Origin of the sequence: Streptomyces hainanensis (genome assembly GCF_004348415.1) — a bacterium.
Lineage (GTDB): Bacteria > Actinomycetota > Actinomycetes > Streptomycetales > Streptomycetaceae > Streptomyces > Streptomyces hainanensis.
On the sequence record NZ_SMKI01000173.1, the window covers coordinates 1 to 14,441 of the forward strand.

General features: G+C 72.5%; 19 protein-coding genes and 1 tRNA gene. 13 read left to right on the top strand and 7 right to left on the bottom strand.

Annotation, left to right across the window (positions count from 1 at the left end):
- Positions 1 to 11: 11 nt before the first annotated feature.
- Complete coding sequence (locus tag E1283_RS17540) at positions 12 to 896, bottom strand: MurR/RpiR family transcriptional regulator (RefSeq protein ID WP_207930436.1); 885 nt, start codon at positions 894 to 896, stop codon at positions 12 to 14.
- A gap of 144 nt (positions 897 to 1,040) precedes the next feature.
- Here E1283_RS17540 and E1283_RS17545 point away from each other — a divergent pair, with 144 nt between their 5' ends.
- Positions 1,041 to 1,241, top strand: a complete 201-nt coding sequence (locus E1283_RS17545) for a hypothetical protein (protein WP_132819006.1) — start codon at positions 1,041 to 1,043, stop codon at positions 1,239 to 1,241.
- 15 nt (positions 1,242 to 1,256) lie between these two features.
- Here E1283_RS17545 and E1283_RS17550 read toward each other — a convergent pair whose 3' ends face one another.
- Positions 1,257 to 2,180, bottom strand: coding sequence for an AEC family transporter (locus tag E1283_RS17550; RefSeq protein ID WP_132819007.1), 924 nt, complete (start codon positions 2,178 to 2,180; stop codon positions 1,257 to 1,259).
- Positions 2,181 to 2,256: 76 nt separating this feature from the next.
- Here E1283_RS17550 and E1283_RS17555 point away from each other — a divergent pair, with 76 nt between their 5' ends.
- From E1283_RS17555 to E1283_RS17565, 3 genes are all read left to right on the top strand, one after another.
- Positions 2,257 to 3,663: a M28 family peptidase gene (locus E1283_RS17555; protein WP_132819008.1), complete on the top strand. Its 1,407-nt coding sequence runs from the start codon at positions 2,257 to 2,259 to the stop codon at positions 3,661 to 3,663.
- 43 nt (positions 3,664 to 3,706) lie between these two features.
- Positions 3,707 to 4,003, top strand: coding sequence for a type II toxin-antitoxin system VapB family antitoxin (locus E1283_RS17560; protein WP_132819009.1), 297 nt, complete (start codon positions 3,707 to 3,709; stop codon positions 4,001 to 4,003).
- A gap of 133 nt (positions 4,004 to 4,136) precedes the next feature.
- Complete coding sequence (locus E1283_RS17565) at positions 4,137 to 4,823, top strand: LytR C-terminal domain-containing protein (RefSeq protein ID WP_132819010.1); 687 nt, start codon at positions 4,137 to 4,139, stop codon at positions 4,821 to 4,823.
- Between the two features lie 46 nt (positions 4,824 to 4,869).
- Here the strand turns inward: E1283_RS17565 and upp are convergent, their stop codons facing one another.
- A complete protein-coding gene (upp, locus tag E1283_RS17570) occupies positions 4,870 to 5,505 on the bottom strand; it encodes a uracil phosphoribosyltransferase (RefSeq protein ID WP_132819011.1) in 636 nt (211 codons plus the stop codon).
- Positions 5,506 to 5,783: 278 nt separating this feature from the next.
- Between upp and E1283_RS17575 the strand changes: the two genes are divergently transcribed.
- The 6 genes from E1283_RS17575 (at position 5,784) to E1283_RS17595 (ending at position 9,270) form a co-directional block, all read left to right on the top strand.
- Entirely contained in the window at positions 5,784 to 6,308 is a 525-nt protein-coding gene (locus tag E1283_RS17575) for a tRNA adenosine deaminase-associated protein (RefSeq protein WP_132819012.1), read from the top strand.
- Between the two features lie 55 nt (positions 6,309 to 6,363).
- Positions 6,364 to 6,801: a tRNA adenosine(34) deaminase TadA gene (gene tadA, locus E1283_RS17580; RefSeq protein WP_132819022.1), complete on the top strand. Its 438-nt coding sequence runs from the start codon at positions 6,364 to 6,366 to the stop codon at positions 6,799 to 6,801.
- A 68-nt stretch (positions 6,802 to 6,869) separates the two neighbouring features.
- Positions 6,870 to 6,956 (top strand) — tRNA-Ser (locus E1283_RS17585).
- A 156-nt stretch (positions 6,957 to 7,112) separates the two neighbouring features.
- Positions 7,113 to 7,283, top strand: coding sequence for a hypothetical protein (locus E1283_RS37355; protein WP_165956159.1), 171 nt, complete (start codon positions 7,113 to 7,115; stop codon positions 7,281 to 7,283).
- Between the two features lie 110 nt (positions 7,284 to 7,393).
- A complete protein-coding gene (locus tag E1283_RS17590; protein ID WP_132819013.1) occupies positions 7,394 to 8,176 on the top strand; it encodes a SigB/SigF/SigG family RNA polymerase sigma factor in 783 nt (260 codons plus the stop codon).
- Positions 8,177 to 8,397: 221 nt separating this feature from the next.
- The gene (locus E1283_RS17595) at positions 8,398 to 9,270 is read left to right on the top strand and encodes an RNA polymerase sigma factor SigF (RefSeq protein WP_132819014.1); all 873 of its coding nucleotides are present in this window, start codon (positions 8,398 to 8,400) and stop codon (positions 9,268 to 9,270) included.
- 81 nt (positions 9,271 to 9,351) lie between these two features.
- Here E1283_RS17595 and E1283_RS17600 read toward each other — a convergent pair whose 3' ends face one another.
- Entirely contained in the window at positions 9,352 to 9,567 is a 216-nt protein-coding gene (locus E1283_RS17600; protein WP_132819015.1) for a hypothetical protein, read from the bottom strand.
- Between the two features lie 130 nt (positions 9,568 to 9,697).
- Here E1283_RS17600 and E1283_RS17605 point away from each other — a divergent pair, with 130 nt between their 5' ends.
- Positions 9,698 to 10,963, top strand: a complete 1,266-nt coding sequence (locus tag E1283_RS17605) for a glycoside hydrolase family 16 protein (protein WP_207930437.1) — start codon at positions 9,698 to 9,700, stop codon at positions 10,961 to 10,963.
- 96 nt (positions 10,964 to 11,059) lie between these two features.
- Here E1283_RS17605 and E1283_RS17610 read toward each other — a convergent pair whose 3' ends face one another.
- The 3 genes from E1283_RS17610 to E1283_RS17620 are packed head-to-tail and all read right to left on the bottom strand — an operon-like array spanning position 11,060 to position 12,725.
- Positions 11,060 to 11,758 (bottom strand): zf-HC2 domain-containing protein, encoded by a 699-nt coding sequence (locus E1283_RS17610; RefSeq protein WP_207930438.1) that lies wholly within the window; start codon positions 11,756 to 11,758, stop codon positions 11,060 to 11,062.
- Positions 11,759 to 11,763: 5 nt separating this feature from the next.
- Positions 11,764 to 12,276 carry a sigma-70 family RNA polymerase sigma factor gene (locus E1283_RS17615; RefSeq protein ID WP_132819018.1) on the bottom strand — a complete coding sequence of 171 codons (513 nt, stop codon included), beginning with the start codon at positions 12,274 to 12,276 and terminating at the stop codon, positions 11,764 to 11,766.
- The gene (locus E1283_RS17620; RefSeq protein WP_207930439.1) at positions 12,273 to 12,725 is read right to left on the bottom strand and encodes a hypothetical protein; all 453 of its coding nucleotides are present in this window, start codon (positions 12,723 to 12,725) and stop codon (positions 12,273 to 12,275) included. The genes E1283_RS17615 and E1283_RS17620 overlap by 4 nt, the downstream gene beginning before the upstream one ends.
- A 265-nt stretch (positions 12,726 to 12,990) precedes the next feature.
- On the opposite strand from E1283_RS17620, the gene E1283_RS17625 reads away from it, so the two are divergent.
- Positions 12,991 to 13,488 carry a Rieske (2Fe-2S) protein gene (locus E1283_RS17625; protein WP_132819019.1) on the top strand — a complete coding sequence of 166 codons (498 nt, stop codon included), beginning with the start codon at positions 12,991 to 12,993 and terminating at the stop codon, positions 13,486 to 13,488.
- Positions 13,489 to 13,516: 28 nt separating this feature from the next.
- A complete protein-coding gene (locus tag E1283_RS17630) occupies positions 13,517 to 14,413 on the top strand; it encodes an LLM class F420-dependent oxidoreductase (RefSeq protein ID WP_132819020.1) in 897 nt (298 codons plus the stop codon).
- The last annotated feature ends 28 nt before the right edge of the window (positions 14,414 to 14,441 follow it).

The window sequence follows — 14,441 nt, forward strand, 5'->3', positions numbered from 1 at the left end:
CCCCCGAAGCGTCAGCGCCTCCGCTCCGGGTCGTACACGCTGAACTCCTCCAGCAACTCCTCCTCCCGCAGCAGAGAGGACCTCGCGTCCTGCCCCCGCCGCCGCGCCACGTCCGCCGCCAGGGCCTGTACCAGCGCCGTGAACGCGGTCAGCGACCGCAGCACCGAGGGGCCCGACGCCTCGACGTAGAAGACGTGTTCGGCCGAGGCGGCCAGCGGCGACGCCGGGTTGTCCGTCAGGGCCACGCACCGCGCGCCCCTGGCGCGCGCCCAGGACGCGGCGCGCACCGTGTCGGCGGAGTAGCGGTGGATGGCCATGGAGACGAAGCAGTCGCCCTCCCGCACCCGTCGGAGTTCGTCCGTGAGGGTGCCGGCGCCGGGCGTCACCGTGGCGACCTCCTCGCGGAGCATCCGCAGCAGGTAGCCGAGCAGGTAGGCCGGGGCGTGGCATTTCCGCAGGCCGAGCACGTGGACCCGGGGCGCCTCGGAGAGGGCCAGGACGGCGGCGTCCCACGTGGTCGGGTCTATCCGGGCGAAGGTCCGGGTGATGTTGGCGCGGTCGAACACCACGGCCTGGTCGAGCAGGTCGCCCTCGCCGCCGCCCAGCTGTTCGAGCGTGCTGTAGCGGCGTAGCAGCTGGGCCTGCTCGCGTAGCCGCTCGCGGCAGAGCCGGGTCAGACCGGGGTAGCCCTCGAGGCCGAGGCTGGTGGCGAACCGCACCACGGTGGCCTCGTTGACGCCGACGGCCGAGGCGAGTTCGGAGACCGTCATGAAGGCCACTCCCTCGGGGTCGGCCATCACGCGTTCGGCGAGCAGGCGTTGGGACCGGGTGAGCGTGGAGCGGCGCTCCTGGAGCAGGGCGAGCAACTCATCGAACGTTCGGGGTACCAGGGCCATGGGTGGGATTCTGCCTCGTACCAGGGGACACCCCTTCATATGTGAGGATTCCGGGGGTGAAAGGCGCGAAAAACATGGCGGCGGGCGATGCGACTGGCGCCCGACGTGCGCCGATGCACCACCTGGGCCCGCTAGGCTTTGATCATGCGAGCCGATGCTTCGGAACTGGTGCTGGCCGGCGTCATTCTCAGCTTGGCCCTTGTCGCGTTCATCGCCTACGTCACCCGCGTTCTCCAGGGTTCGCACCATCGGCTGCCACGCGTCATCGTGGCCTCCGGGGTGCTGGTGGGAACCCTGCCCGCGGTCGTCTACACCCTCTACCGTTCGCTGACCATCACGGCCTGAGCCGCGCCGCCGGTCTCACCCGAGCAGCGCGGCGATCACCGTGAGCGTCGGCACCGCGAGGGCCGTGGAGAGCAGGATGGACTCGCGGGCCAGTTGGACGCCGACGTCGTAGCGGGACGCGTACGTGAAGAGGTTCTGCGCGGCCGGCAGCGCCGCCGTGACCACCACGGTCAGCTGCGCGGTGGCGCCGAGCCGGAAGACGCCCGCCGCGATGGCCCAGGCGACCAGCGGGTGGATCACGGACTTCAGCGCGACGGACGCGAGCACGGGCCACCGTTCGGATCCGCGGCCCGGCAGGGCGGAGCCGCGCAGCGAGATGCCGAACGCCATCAGCACGGCCGGCACGGCCATGTTGCCGATCAGGGTGGCCGGTTCGAGCAGGGTGACCGGCACCGACCAGCCGGTGGCGGCCACCGCGACCCCGCTGAGCGAGCCGGCGACCACCGGGTTGCGGAACGGGGTGGCGACCCGCTGCCAGACGGTGCGCGGCTCGGCGCTTGGCGAGGTGAGGTCGAGCACGGTCAGCGCCACCGGTGTGATCACGAGCTGCTGGAGCAGCAGCACCGGCGCGACGAGCGAGGCGTCGCCGAGCACGTAGACGGCGATCGGGATGCCGAGGTTGCCCGCGTTCACGTAGCTGGAGCAGAGCGCGCCGATGGTGGTGCGGCCCACACCCCAGCCGCGTACCACGCCGAGGGTGACGAAGATCGCGGCGACGACGAGCGTGCTGAGCGCGGTGACCAGCAGGGACGGCGAGAAGACGTGGGTGAGGTCGGCCTGCGCGAGGGTGACGAAGAGCAGTGCGGGGGTCGCGACGTGGAAGGCGAGCCTGGTGAGCACCTCGCGCCCGTTCTCCCCGAGGGAGCCACGGCGTCCGAGGAGGTAGCCCGTGCCGATGACGCTCGCGATGATCGCGAACCCCGTGATCACCCCGCCCATAGAACGAACCCTCGAACGAATCCTTCGATCGGTCAATACGATCTCGGATCCCGAGATCGGGACAAAGGCTGGGTTAATGTCACATCTTGTGACAGTCTTCCTCGCCGTCGCACTGGTCGCGGCCGCCACCCTGTCCGTCCCCGCCCCTCCCTCCGCGCCCTCGCTCGCCGACCGCCTGGTGACGCACACCACGGCGGAGGGCGCACTACGCCACCTCGAGGCGTTCCAGCGGATCGCCAACGCGTCGGACGGCAACCGCGCCGCCGGCACCGAGGGGCACGAGCGCTCGGCCCGCTACGTCGGCGCCCTGCTGACCCGGGCCGGGTACGACGTCAGCTACCAGCGCTTCGCGTTCCCCTACCGCGAGCCCGTCACCCAGCGACTCACCCAACTCACCCCGACCGAACGGGAGATCCCGCTGCGGCTGTTCTCCTACACGGCCAACACGCCGGCGGGCGGCGTGGCGGCCCCGCTGACCGCCGCCGGCGACGGCTGCGAGGCCACCGACTTCACCGCCACCCCCGAGCCGGGCATCGCCCTCATCGAGCGCGGCGGCTGCACCTTCGCGCTGAAGGTGGCCAACGCCGCCGAAGCCGGCGCGCTGGGCGCCGTCATCTACAACAACGCGCCCGGCGCGCTCTCCGGCACGCTGGGCGCCCCCGAGGCCGGGCTGCTCCCCGCGGGCGGCGTCTCCCGCGCCGACGGTCTCGCGCTGGCCGAGGAGCTGACCGCCGGCCGGGAGGTCACGCTGCGCCTCGAGGTCGAGGAGCTGGCGGAGGATCGCGACACCGTCAACGTCCTCGCCGAGTCGCCGGACGGCGACCCGGAGCGGGTGGTGATGGCCGGCGCCCACCTGGACTCCGTCCGCAACGGGCCCGGCATCAACGACAACGGCTCGGGCTCGGCCGGCCTGCTGGAGACGGCGCTGCGGCTCGCCGAGGTGGACCCGGCGGGGCTGCTCCGCGAGCAGCGGGTGCGGTTCGCGTTCTGGTCGGCCGAGGAGTTCGGGCTGCTCGGCTCCGAGCACTACGTCACCGGTCTGTCCGACGCGGAGCGGAGGCGCGTCGCGCTCTACCTCAACTTCGACATGATCGCGTCACCCAACCACGGGCAGTTCGTCTACGGGGCGGAGGCGGAGCGCGACGGGCCGGTCTCGGCGGCCATCGCCGCCGACCTCACGCGGTTCCTCGACGACAGCGGCCACCCCAGCCGGCCCACCGCCTTCGACGGCCGCAGCGACTACGGCCCGTTCCTCGACGCCGGCATCCCCGCCGGCGGCACCTTCACCGGCGCCGACGGCCTGAAGTCGGCCGCCGAGGCCGAGCTCTGGGGCGGCGCCGTGGACACCGCCTACGACGCCTGCTACCACGCGGCGTGCGACGACCTCGACAACATCAGCCGCGCCGCGCTCGAGGCGAATGTGAAGGTGATCGCCCACAGCGTCGGCCGGTACGCGACGCGATTGCCCGATACGTCACCCTGACACGAGGCTGCGGCGGAAGGGCCCCGCCCGGTAGGCTCTCCGTGTGATCTTCAAGCGCATCGGCAACGGACGACCGTACCCTGACCACGGCCGGGACAGCACCCGGCAGTGGGCAGACGTCGCGCCGCGCCCCGTGCGTCTTGACCAGCTCGTCACCACCAAGCAGCAACTCGACCTCGAGACGCTGCTCGCCGAGGACTCCACCTTCTACGGGGATCTCTTCGCCCATGTCGTGAAGTGGCGGGGCGACCTGTACCTGGAGGACGGGCTGCACCGGGCCGTGCGCGCGGCCCTCCAACAGCGTCAGGTGCTGCACGCCCGGGTGCTCGAGCTGGACTGAACGGCGGCCGGGTCACCACGGCGGGCCCCTCGTTGCCCCTTTCGGGGCCCCTCTTGCCCCGTTCGGGGAGCAGGGCATCCTTTCAGCAGATCATTTATTGGGCTCGCGTCGCGGGCCTGGCTACGCTGCGGCCATGAGCATGCTGACGCCCCCTGGCATGGGCGGCAAGAAGTTCCGCGTCACGGGTGACCACTACCCGAGGATGCGCCGCCCGCGCCGCCGCCGGAAAGTTCTCGCCGTCCTCACCATCACCAGCGTGCTCGGCCTGCTCGGCTACGGGACGCTGGAAATCGTCGACGTGTTCTCCGGCGACGACGAGACCGAACGCAGCGCGCCCGCCGGCTCGGGCCGCCCCCAGACCGAGAACAACTGTGCCCCGCAGCAGGCGGACGACGGGCCCGCCACCCTGCCGGAGCCGTCCGCCATCACGGTCAACGTCCTCAACGCCACCGATCGGACCGGCCTCGCCCAGGCCACGGCCGACACCCTGGCCGAACGCGGCTTCACCATCGGCGAGGTGACCAACGCGCCCGAGGAACTGGACGGCAAGGTCGAAGGCCCCGGGCTGCTGCTCGCCACCGCCGAGGGCGAGCGCGCCGGCGCGCTGAGCGTGCTCGCCACCCAGCTGGAGGGCGCCGAGACCGCCCAGAACCGCCCGGGCCAGCGGGCGGACAACGCCGAGTCCGTCGACCTGGTGATCGGCGCCGGCTTCGACGAACTGACGGCGGAGCGGGAGGCCCAGCGCCGCCTCGCCGAGCTCGCCAACCCCGAGCCGAGCCCCGCCGAGGAGCCGGCCCCCGCCGACACCCCGGCCTGCTGAGGCACCGGCCGGGGCACCGGCCGGGGCCGGCGCCCGAACCGCCCGGTCAGGACACGGTGCCGTACATCCGGTCGCCCGCGTCCCCCAGGCCCGGGACGATGTAGCCCTGCTCGTTCAGCCGCTCGTCGAGCGCGCCCGTGACCACCGTCACCGGCGCGCCGGACAGCGCGGCCTCCAGCCGCTCCACGCCCTCGGGCGCCGCCAGCAGGCAGATCACCGTGACGTCGTCCGCGCCCCGGCGCATCAGCTCGCGGACGGCCACGACCAGCGTGCCGCCGGTGGCCAGCATCGGGTCGAGCACGTACACCTGGCGCCCCGAAAGGTCCTCCGGCATCCGGTTCGCGTAGGTGGACGCCTCGAGCGTCGCCTCGTCCCTGATCATGCCGAGAAAGCCCACCTCGGCCGTGGGCAGCAACCGGACCATGCCGTCGAGCATGCCCAGGCCGGCCCGTATGATCGGCACGACCAGCGGACGCGGATGGGACAGTCGCACGCCCGTGGTCTCCGCCACCGGTGTGGTGATATCCACCAGTTCGGTGCGGACGTCGCGGGTCGCTTCGTATGCCAGCAGGGTGACGAGTTCGTCGGCCAGCCGCCGGAACGTCGGGGAGTCGGTACGCGCATCGCGCAGCGTGGTCAGCTTGTGCGCCACCAGCGGGTGGTCGACGACATGGGTCCGCATGCCGTCGACAGTACCGAACGCCTCTGACACCCCAGGACTGACCGGCGGGTTCTCCGTTGTGACCCCCCGGTGGACAAAGGACGGCGACGGCGTGGAGAGTGGTGCTTGGAGGGAGGCGAGGGCATATGCCCCCGCCAGCCGCGCCGCGTCCGTCACCGTCCGCGCTGGGCCCAGCGTGGACGAACATTTCCGTTGGTGAACTGCCGAGTTACCCGACAGAGCACCCCTTTTCTGCCACGATGCAGGTGGCACTGCCAAACCGAGTGGGGAGAGTCACGGTGTACTTCACCGCACTGCTCGCGCGGACCGATGATGGTTGGGAAGCGAGTGATACAGAGCTCGACGACGTCGAGAGTCTGGACGAGTTGGCCGAGTTGGCCCGCGAGGCCGCCCGTGAGGACGACACGGTTCTCGTCTGCGTCGAGCAGGAGGGCGCCTGGTTCGCCATCGTCCGGGTGGACGGCGAGGAGGACCCGCGCGTCTTCGTCTCCGACGCCGCGCGTGCCAGGCGGAGCGCCTACGGCGAGATCCTGCTCACCGACGAGCTGCTCGGCCGCGAGCCCGAGGCCGCGGACGCGCTGGATCAGCTGGTGGACCTCGACGGCACGGAGGACGGTGCCGCCGACGACGAGGACGACGAGTCGGGGGCGGACGCCGTGCCGAACGGTCCCCTCGGCGACGTCGGCCTCCTGGCCGACTTCGGTGTCGACGCCGACACCGTGCTGAAGCTCACCCCGGACGACGCCCTGGGTGACATCGCCGACGCGCTCGGCTGCATGGAACTGCTGGAGGCGATCAGGTGACGCGGGTGACGACCGGCAGGTGACCGATCCGCTGCGCGACCCGTGGCGGCCCGCGATGCGCCAGGCGCTCGCCGAGGCCGCCGCGGCACGGGAGACGGGGGACGTTCCGGTGGGCGCGGTGCTGCTCGGCCCCGGCGGCCCGGAGGGCACGCCACTCGGCCTCGGCCGCAACGCGCGCGAGGCCACCGGGGACCCGACGGCGCACGCCGAGGTGCTGGCGCTGCGCGCCGCGGCCACCGCCACGGGCGACTGGCGGCTCTCCGGCTGCACCCTGGTCGTCACCCTCGAACCCTGCACGATGTGCGCGGGGGCCAGCGTCCTGGCCCGCGTCGACCGGGTGGTCTACGGCGCGGTCGACGCCAAGGCCGGCGCGGCCGGCTCCCTCTGGGACGTGCTCCGCGACCGCCGCCTCAACCACCGCCCCGAGGTGATCGGCTCGGTCCTCGCCGAGGACTGCGGCCGGCTGCTGACCGACTTCTTCCGCGCCCGCTGACCACCCGGGCGCCCATCTCCCCCCAATCCGGTTCGGCGGACGCGCCCCCGTGGGATAGGCTCTCTCTCGGTAGCGTGTCCGAGCGGCCGAAGGAGCTCGCCTCGAAAGCGAGTGTGGGGGTGACTCCACCGAGGGTTCAAATCCCTCCGCTACCGCTCTGATTCACCACCCTGAGGGGCGGGCCCACCGGGCCCGCCCCTCAGGCGTTCCCGTGGCCGGTGGCGGGCGGGGCGGCGAGGGCCGGGGCCGCCGGCCGGCGTCATCGGATATCTTCCGTGTCGAACGTCGCTACCGGAGACGGGAGGCCGATCATGAGCATGGCACAGGCGCGCAGGGGGGTGCTGTTCCTGCTGAGCGTGCTGGTGTTCTACGCCGTCGTCAGCTACCCGAGCAGGTCCGCCGACTTCGCCGAGTTGGCGTTCACCGCGATCGCGGAGGCGGCGGAGGGGGTCGGCGACCTGGTCACCGGCTCGGCGCCCTAACACGGGGCTTCCCGGTGCTTGCACACAGTGGACATGTCTTGTGATGCTATGACCGTCCTTGTGCCAATTGTGGCGAGCGCGGCTAGTGCACCGTAAGGGGTGGTCGGCAGGTGGCGGCGACGGGGACCCGGGGCGCGAAGGCGCGTGCGTTGACGCAGGCGCTCTTCGAGCGGCTCACGGCCCTGGAACCCGGGACCGCCGAGCACGCCAGGGTCAGGGGGGCGCTGATCGAGGCCAACCTGCCGCTGGTCCGCTTCGTGGCGGTGCGCTTCCGTAGCCGCAACGAGCCGATGGAGGACATCGTCCAGGTCGGCACCATCGGCCTGATCCACGCCATCGACCGCTTCGACATGGACCGCGGCGTGCAGTTCGCCACCTTCGCCATGCCCACGATCATCGGCGAGATCCGGCGGTACTTCAGGGACAGCGTGCGGACGGTCCACGTGCCGCGGCGGCTCCACGAACTGTGGGCGCAGGTGCGGACGGCGGCCGAGGACCTGACGGTGGCGCTGGAGCGGCACCCGACGCCGGCCGAGATCGCCGAGCGGCTGCGGATCCCGGAGGAGGACGTGCTGGCCAGCATGGACGCCGGCCGCGCCTACCGGGTGTCGTCGCTGGAGGCGGCCAAGGAGCGGGAGGACGGCGGGCAGGGCCCGATCGACCGGCTCGGCTACGAGGATCCGGGGCTGGCCGACGTCGAGCACCGGGCGCTGGTGCGGCACCTCCTGGTCCAACTCCCGGAGCGGGAACAGCGGATCCTGCTGATGCGCTACTACCGGAACCTGACGCAGTCGCAGATCAGCGCGGAGTTGGGGATGTCGCAGATGCACGTCTCCCGGTTGCTGTCGCGCAGCTTCACCCGGCTCCGTTCCGCAAATCCGATCGAGAGCTAAGTCGCACGGAGGACCCAACTCGGGCCCAACTCCGGGAACTCCCACATCAGCTGTGCCGTTTTATCGACATGAAGCTACGTCGCGTTGACGACCTGTGACATTCTGTGGAAACCGCGTTTGCCGCGGCTGCAGAGCCGGTATCCACACGAGGGCGCGTTTCTCTCGTCGGAGTGTCACCGTCAGCGCGCCGCCGCGACCCGTCCACGACCTAAGGGGGTGGCATGTCCGTAGAACTGGGCAGCTCCAAGGTGCTGACCACGACCGGCACGCCGCATGTTCCCGCGCCGCACGTACCCTCGGTGCCGCACGATGCTCCCGCGGAGACCGACAACCTCGACACCCGCACCCTCTCCCGCTCCCTCTTCCAGCGGCTCGCCGCCCTCGAGGCCGACAGCCCCGAGCGCGTCTACGTCCGCGACACCCTGATCGAGCTCAACCTGCCGCTGGTGCGGTACGCGGCGGCGCGGTTCCGCAGCAGGAACGAGCCGATGGAGGACATCGTCCAGGTCGGCACCATCGGCCTGATCAAGGCGATCGACCGGTTCGACTGCGAACGCGGCGTCGAGTTCCCGACGTTCGCGATGCCCACCGTGGTCGGGGAGATCAAGCGGTTCTTCCGTGACACGTCGTGGTCGGTGCGGGTGCCGCGCCGGCTCCAGGAGCTCCGGCTCGCCCTCACCAAGGCGAGCGACGAGCTGTCCCAGCGTCTCGACAGGTCGCCGACCGTTCCCGAGTTGGCGGTCTGCCTCGGCGTCTCCGAGGACGAGGTCGTCGACGGGCTCGCCGTGGGCAACGCCTACACGGCCAGCTCGCTCGACTCCCCCTCGCCCGAGGAGGACGGTGGCGAGGGTTCGCTCGCCGACCGTCTCGGCTACGAGGACACGGCCCTGGAGGGCGTGGAGTACCGCGAGTCCCTCAAGCCGCTGCTCGCCCGGCTGCCGGCCAGGGAGCGGCGCATCATCATGCTGCGTTTCTTCGGGAACATGACGCAGTCCCAGATCGGCGAGGAGGTCGGCATCTCGCAGATGCACGTCTCCCGGCTGCTGACCCGCACCCTGGCGCAGTTGCGCGAGGGCCTGACGGCAGAGGAGTGAGAAGGCCCGGACCGGCGGTCGGCCGCCGGTCCGGGACGCGGCGCGAGGCGGGAGCCTTGCGCCGACGTGTTCGGTCGAACGTCAGCCGAGCGCCAGCCAGGCCACCACGGCGAGCACGGTGATCGCCACCGCCACGCCCAGAATGACGCCGATTCTCGGCCCGGAGGACTGCGGCGCCACGGGCGTCGGCTGCTGTTGTGCCGCCCCGCCGTCGTTGACGAACGCCTGGAACATCTGGGTGCTGCCGGCCGGGTCCGGTTGGTTGGGGCCCTGCGGCGCTTGGGGGTTGTGAGCCATGTCAGCCGACCCTAGCGAACACCCGGCGGAGCGGAACAGCCCGGTCCGCTCGGCGCGGAGACCCCGGGTCCGAGCCCGGTTCGTACCGCGCCCTTGAATTGGTCTACGCCAAGCGCTAAATGTCATGCACATGAGTCGTTTCTCACCCCCACACCTCAGGCGCCTGCTCACCGGCGCCGTGTTACTCGCGTTGGCCGGCACCCTGCTCCAGGCCCCCACCGGTGCCGCCGACGACGCGCCGCGGGCCGCCGCGGAGCCCGCCCCCCTCGCCGTGGTCTTCGAGGACACCTTCGACGGGCCGGCCGGCTCGGCCGTCAACGGCGCCCGTTGGCAGTTGGAGACCGGCGACAACGTCAACAACCACGAGCGGCAGTACTACACGCCGGGCAACGCCAACGCCGCCCTGGACGGCCAGGGCAACCTGGTGATCACCGCCCGCCGCGAGAACCCCAACAACTACAACTGCTGGTACGGCCGTTGCGAGTACACCTCGGCCCGCCTCAACACCGCGGGCCGGTTCACCACCCAGTACGGCCGCGTCGAGGCCCGGCTCCGGGTGCCGCGCGGCCAGGGCATGTGGCCCGCGTTCTGGATGCTGGGCAACGACATCGGCCAGATCGGCTGGCCGGCCAGCGGCGAGATCGACGTGATGGAGAACGTCGGCTTCGAGCCCGGCACCGTCCACGGCACGCTGCACGGCCCCGGCTACTCGGGGAGCGAGGGCATCGGCGCCGCCTACAGCCTGCCGGGCGGCCAGGCCTTCGCCGACGGCTTCCACACCTTCGCGGTCGACTGGTCGCCCGGCCGGATCAGCTGGTCGGTCGACGGGCAGGTGTACCAGACCCGCACCCCGGCCGACCTGGGCGGCGACCCCTGGGTCTTCGACAAGCCGTTCTTCCTGATCCTCAACCTGGCGGTCGGCGGCTACTGGCCGGGCGACCCGGACGGCAGCACCGTCTTCCCGCAGCAGCTGGTCGTCGACTACGTGCGGGTCAGCACGGCCGACTCCGGCGCCAGGACCGGCCAGATCTCCGGTCTCGCCGGCAAGTGCGTCGACGTCGCGGAGGCCAACAGCGCGAACGGCACCCCGATCCAGCTGTACGACTGCAACGGCACGGCCGCCCAGTCGTGGACGGTGGCCTCCGACGGCACGCTGCGCGCCCTCGGCAAGTGCCTCGACGTCGCCGACAACGCCACCGGGGACGGCGCCCGGCTCCAGCTGTGGGACTGCAACGGCGGCCCCAACCAGCAGTGGGTGGTCACCGCCGCCCGTGACATCGTCAACCCACAGGCCGACAAGTGCCTCGACGTGACGGACAACAGCACGGCCAACGGCACCCGGCTCCAGCTGTGGACCTGCGCCGGCACGGCCAACCAGAAGTGGTCCGCGCCGTGACGCTCCGCTGAGGGCCATGGCGACAGGGTCACCGGCGGACGTTCCCCCGCCGGTGACCCGCCGGTGACCCGCCGCCGAAGCCCGGGCCGGACCCGGCTAGGGCCCCACGGCCAGGCGCAGCACCGGCACGCCGGACGGCGCCCGCACCTCCAGCCACTCGATGTCGGCGCGCGCCATCGCGGTGCCGACCGTCATCGTGGCGGTGTTCTCCGGCAGTGCCACCCAGCTGGCCAGCTCGGCCGCCTCGCCGTCCCGGCCGACCGCGACCAGCGTGTACTCGCCGCCCTCGCCGCTGCCGTACCGGCACTCCATCTCCACCCGGGTGCCCCAGTCGGCGTCGGAGAGCGAGACGTCGGCCCGCACCGGCCAGTCGCCCATCGGCGTCATCCGGGCGCCGGCCACCACCGGCGGGCCATCGTCCGGGGCGCCCTCGCCGTCCGTGCCGTCGGCGCCGCCCGCGAACACGGCGGAGAAGACCAGGGCCAGGCAGGCCGCCAGGGCGAGCGCGGCCGCGGAGAGCGTGGTCGCGAACCGGCGGCGGCGCTCCCTCGCCACCCGGGACAGCAGCCCGGGCAGCAGGTCGGGCGCGGCCGGCTCGACGCCGGCGGCCGCCAGGCCGTCCGGGTCGGCCTGACTCAACAGCCCGGGCATGCCGGCGAGTTGGCTCACCGACTGGGCGCAGGCGTCGCAGCCGCGCAGATGCGCCTCGAAGTCCGCGCGGTCCTGTGGGGAGAGCGCGCCCAACACGTACGCGCCGTCCCAGGTCTCGAAGGGGTCGACCCCCGCTGCCCCCACCCCGTTCATCGGGTCACGCCCTTCTCCTCAAGCACCAGGCGCAGCGCACGAAGGGCGTAGTGCGTCCGGGATTTGATCGTTCCCTCCGCGACCCCGAGGCGAGCGGCGGCCTCGGCCACCGAGTATCCCTGGAAGTAGCAGAGGGTCAGCACCTCGCGGTGGCGCGCGGAGAGCTCCGCGAGCGCGTCGGCCACCAGCCAGCCCTGCACCGCGCGCTCCGTGTCGTCCGGCACGGCCAGCTCGGGGGGCTCATCGGTGGTGATCTCGGCGCGCGCCGCCGCCGAGCGCCACCCGTCGATGACGATGCGCCGGGCCACGGTGAACAACCAGGCGCGCGCCGAGCGCGCGGTCTGGTCGAGCACGCCGGGGTGGCGCCACGCGCGTAACAGCGTCTCCTGGGTGACGTCCTCGGCCCTGGCCCGGTCGCCGCCGGTGAGATGGAGGGCGAAGGACCAGAGGGCGGCGGCGTGTTGCTCGTGCAGCGCGCGCATCAACTCGTCCTCGGCCGCGTCGCTCACGGCTGCCCGCCCTGGCCCTGCGGTTGGCCGCGGTGCCGGCCGCGGTGGCCGCCCGAGGGCCGCCCGCCGCCAGCGGCCCGGTGGGCGGTGGACCTGAGCGCGAGCAGCACGCCGCCGAAGACCACGCAGGCGGCCTCGGTGATCACGCCCCACAGTTCCTCGTCCGTCCTGAACTGCTCCTGCACGTCGAAGAAGCCGACCGTCAGGGACATCACGTAGGCGCCGAGCGTGGCCAGCCCGAAGCCGACCGCGGCCAGCTCGGGCAGCCAGTGCCCGCGCCAGAGCAGCACGGCGAGCGCGATCACCGGGCCGGCGACCACGTTGACCATGAACAGCGGTCCGACGACGTCCATGAAGCGGGCCCAGTCGTCCCAGACCACCCAGTGCACCCACGCCGAACCGATCAGACCCGCCGCGACCAGCAGTCGCGACAGCCAGCCGATGACCATCCCTCGCCACCTCTCCCGCCGCGCTCCCACGACGCCTCGCCCATGCTGCCGTCCACGCTTCCCTTCGCGCATCCGTTCGCCCCTGACACGAAACGCGCGCCCCCCGGGTTCAATCCGTGCGCCGGTTTTCGCCCCGACTTCTCCGTCTCCCGGCCGGCACCTTCCCCCCGTGGTGCCGGCTACCCGTCCACCCGGCCCGGGCGTCCCGGGTTTTTCCCCCGCGGCTCCGTTGAACCGAACCCGGGGCGATCTCGTTTGCTGGGGTATGACAGCGACCTCACACAGCCGCCGTACCGTGCTCGCCGCGTCCGCCGCCTCGGCCGGGGCGCTGGCGCTGGCCGCGTGCGGCGGCGACGACAGCTCGTCGGCCGACTCCTCCCCCAGCCGGTCGTCCGACGGCGGCGCCGGCTCGGACACCGGGGGCGGGGAGGGGGGCGACGACGCCTCGGCCGGCTCGGGCGCCGGCGGCGGCACCCCCATCGCCGCCCTGGCGGACGTGCCGGTCGGCGAGGCCACCGGCATCACCACGCCCGACGGCCAGGAGGCCATGCTCTTCCGCGCGGACGAGGCGACCGTGGCCTGTTTCAGCGCGATCTGCACCCACGCCGGCTGCAGCGTGCAGTCCGAGGGCGCGGAACTGCGCTGCCCCTGCCACCAGTCCGTGTTCGACGCCGCCACCGGCGAGGTGCTCGGCGGCCCGGCCCCCGAGCCGCTGCCGGCCATCGGGGTGAGGATCGACGGCGACCAGATCGTCGCGGAATAGCCCGAGCGACCGGCCGGGTTGCCCCGGCATGAACGCTGACATCCCCAGCCTCAAGACCGCTCTCGGCCCCTACGGCGTGTGGAGCGGCGCGCTCAGGTCCGACGAGCCAGGTCGCCGCGCGGACATCGCCGACGCGGCGGCCGAGCTCGACGAGCTCGGCTACGGCGCCCTCTGGCTCGGCGGCAGTCCCGGCGTCGAGCAGGCCGTGCCGCTGCTCGCCGCCACCCGCCGGATCACCGTGGCCACCGGCATCCTCAGCATCTGGCTGCACTCGGCGGAGGACGTCGCGGCCCGGTTCGCCGACGCCGAGGACGCCCACGGCGGCCGTTTCCTGCTCGGGCTCGGCGTCAGCCACGGCGCGCTGACCGATCGGTACCGCAGGCCGTACTCGGCGATGCGGGCGTACCTCGACGCGCTGGACGCCGCGCCCCGCCCCGTCCCCGCGGAGCGGCGGGTACTGGCGGCGCTCGGGCCGAAGATGCTCGAACTCTCCCGCGACCGCTCGGCCGGCGCCCACCCCTATCTGGTCACCGCGGAGCACACCGCGCAGGCCCGGGTCACCCTCGGCGAGTCGGCGCTGCTGGCCCCCGAGCTCAAGGCCGTCCTCGACTCCGACCCGGCGCGGGCGCGCGCCACCGCCCGCGCCTACCTCTCGCGCTACCTGGCGCTCCCCAACTACACCAACAACCTGCTGCGGCTCGGCTTCACGGCGGAGGACTTCGCCGACGGCGGCAGCGACCGGCTGCTGAACGCGGTCTTCGCGCTGGGCGACCCGGCGGCGGTGCGGGCCAGGGCCGAGGAGTTCCTGGCCGCGGGCGCCGACCACGTGGCGCTCCAGGTGGTGACGGCCGACGGCCACGACGTCTTCCCGCTGGCCGCCTACCGGACGCTGGCCGAGGCGCTACCGCTCCAGCGGTCCCGCTGAGCGGATCATGACCCCATGACCCACCCCC

Excerpts from the sequence above, each read along its gene's own strand:
- E1283_RS17540 (WP_207930436.1), bottom strand. The coding sequence starts at position 896 with ATGGCCCTGGTACCCCGAACGTTCGATGAGTTGCTCGCCCTGCTCCAG.
- E1283_RS17545 (WP_132819006.1), top strand. The coding sequence starts at position 1,041 with ATGCGAGCCGATGCTTCGGAACTGGTGCTGGCCGGCGTCATTCTCAGC.
- E1283_RS17550 (WP_132819007.1), bottom strand. The coding sequence starts at position 2,180 with ATGGGCGGGGTGATCACGGGGTTCGCGATCATCGCGAGCGTCATCGGC.
- E1283_RS17555 (WP_132819008.1), top strand. The coding sequence starts at position 2,257 with ATGTCACATCTTGTGACAGTCTTCCTCGCCGTCGCACTGGTCGCGGCC.
- E1283_RS17565 (WP_132819010.1), top strand. The coding sequence starts at position 4,137 with ATGAGCATGCTGACGCCCCCTGGCATGGGCGGCAAGAAGTTCCGCGTC.
- upp (WP_132819011.1), bottom strand. The coding sequence starts at position 5,505 with ATGCGGACCCATGTCGTCGACCACCCGCTGGTGGCGCACAAGCTGACC.
- tadA (WP_132819022.1), top strand. The coding sequence starts at position 6,364 with ATGCGCCAGGCGCTCGCCGAGGCCGCCGCGGCACGGGAGACGGGGGAC.
- E1283_RS37355 (WP_165956159.1), top strand. The coding sequence starts at position 7,113 with ATGAGCATGGCACAGGCGCGCAGGGGGGTGCTGTTCCTGCTGAGCGTG.
- E1283_RS17595 (WP_132819014.1), top strand. The coding sequence starts at position 8,398 with ATGTCCGTAGAACTGGGCAGCTCCAAGGTGCTGACCACGACCGGCACG.
- E1283_RS17600 (WP_132819015.1), bottom strand. The coding sequence starts at position 9,567 with ATGGCTCACAACCCCCAAGCGCCGCAGGGCCCCAACCAACCGGACCCG.
- E1283_RS17605 (WP_207930437.1), top strand. The coding sequence starts at position 9,698 with ATGAGTCGTTTCTCACCCCCACACCTCAGGCGCCTGCTCACCGGCGCC.
- E1283_RS17620 (WP_207930439.1), bottom strand. The coding sequence starts at position 12,725 with ATGGTCATCGGCTGGCTGTCGCGACTGCTGGTCGCGGCGGGTCTGATC.
- E1283_RS17625 (WP_132819019.1), top strand. The coding sequence starts at position 12,991 with ATGACAGCGACCTCACACAGCCGCCGTACCGTGCTCGCCGCGTCCGCC.
- E1283_RS17630 (WP_132819020.1), top strand. The coding sequence starts at position 13,517 with ATGAACGCTGACATCCCCAGCCTCAAGACCGCTCTCGGCCCCTACGGC.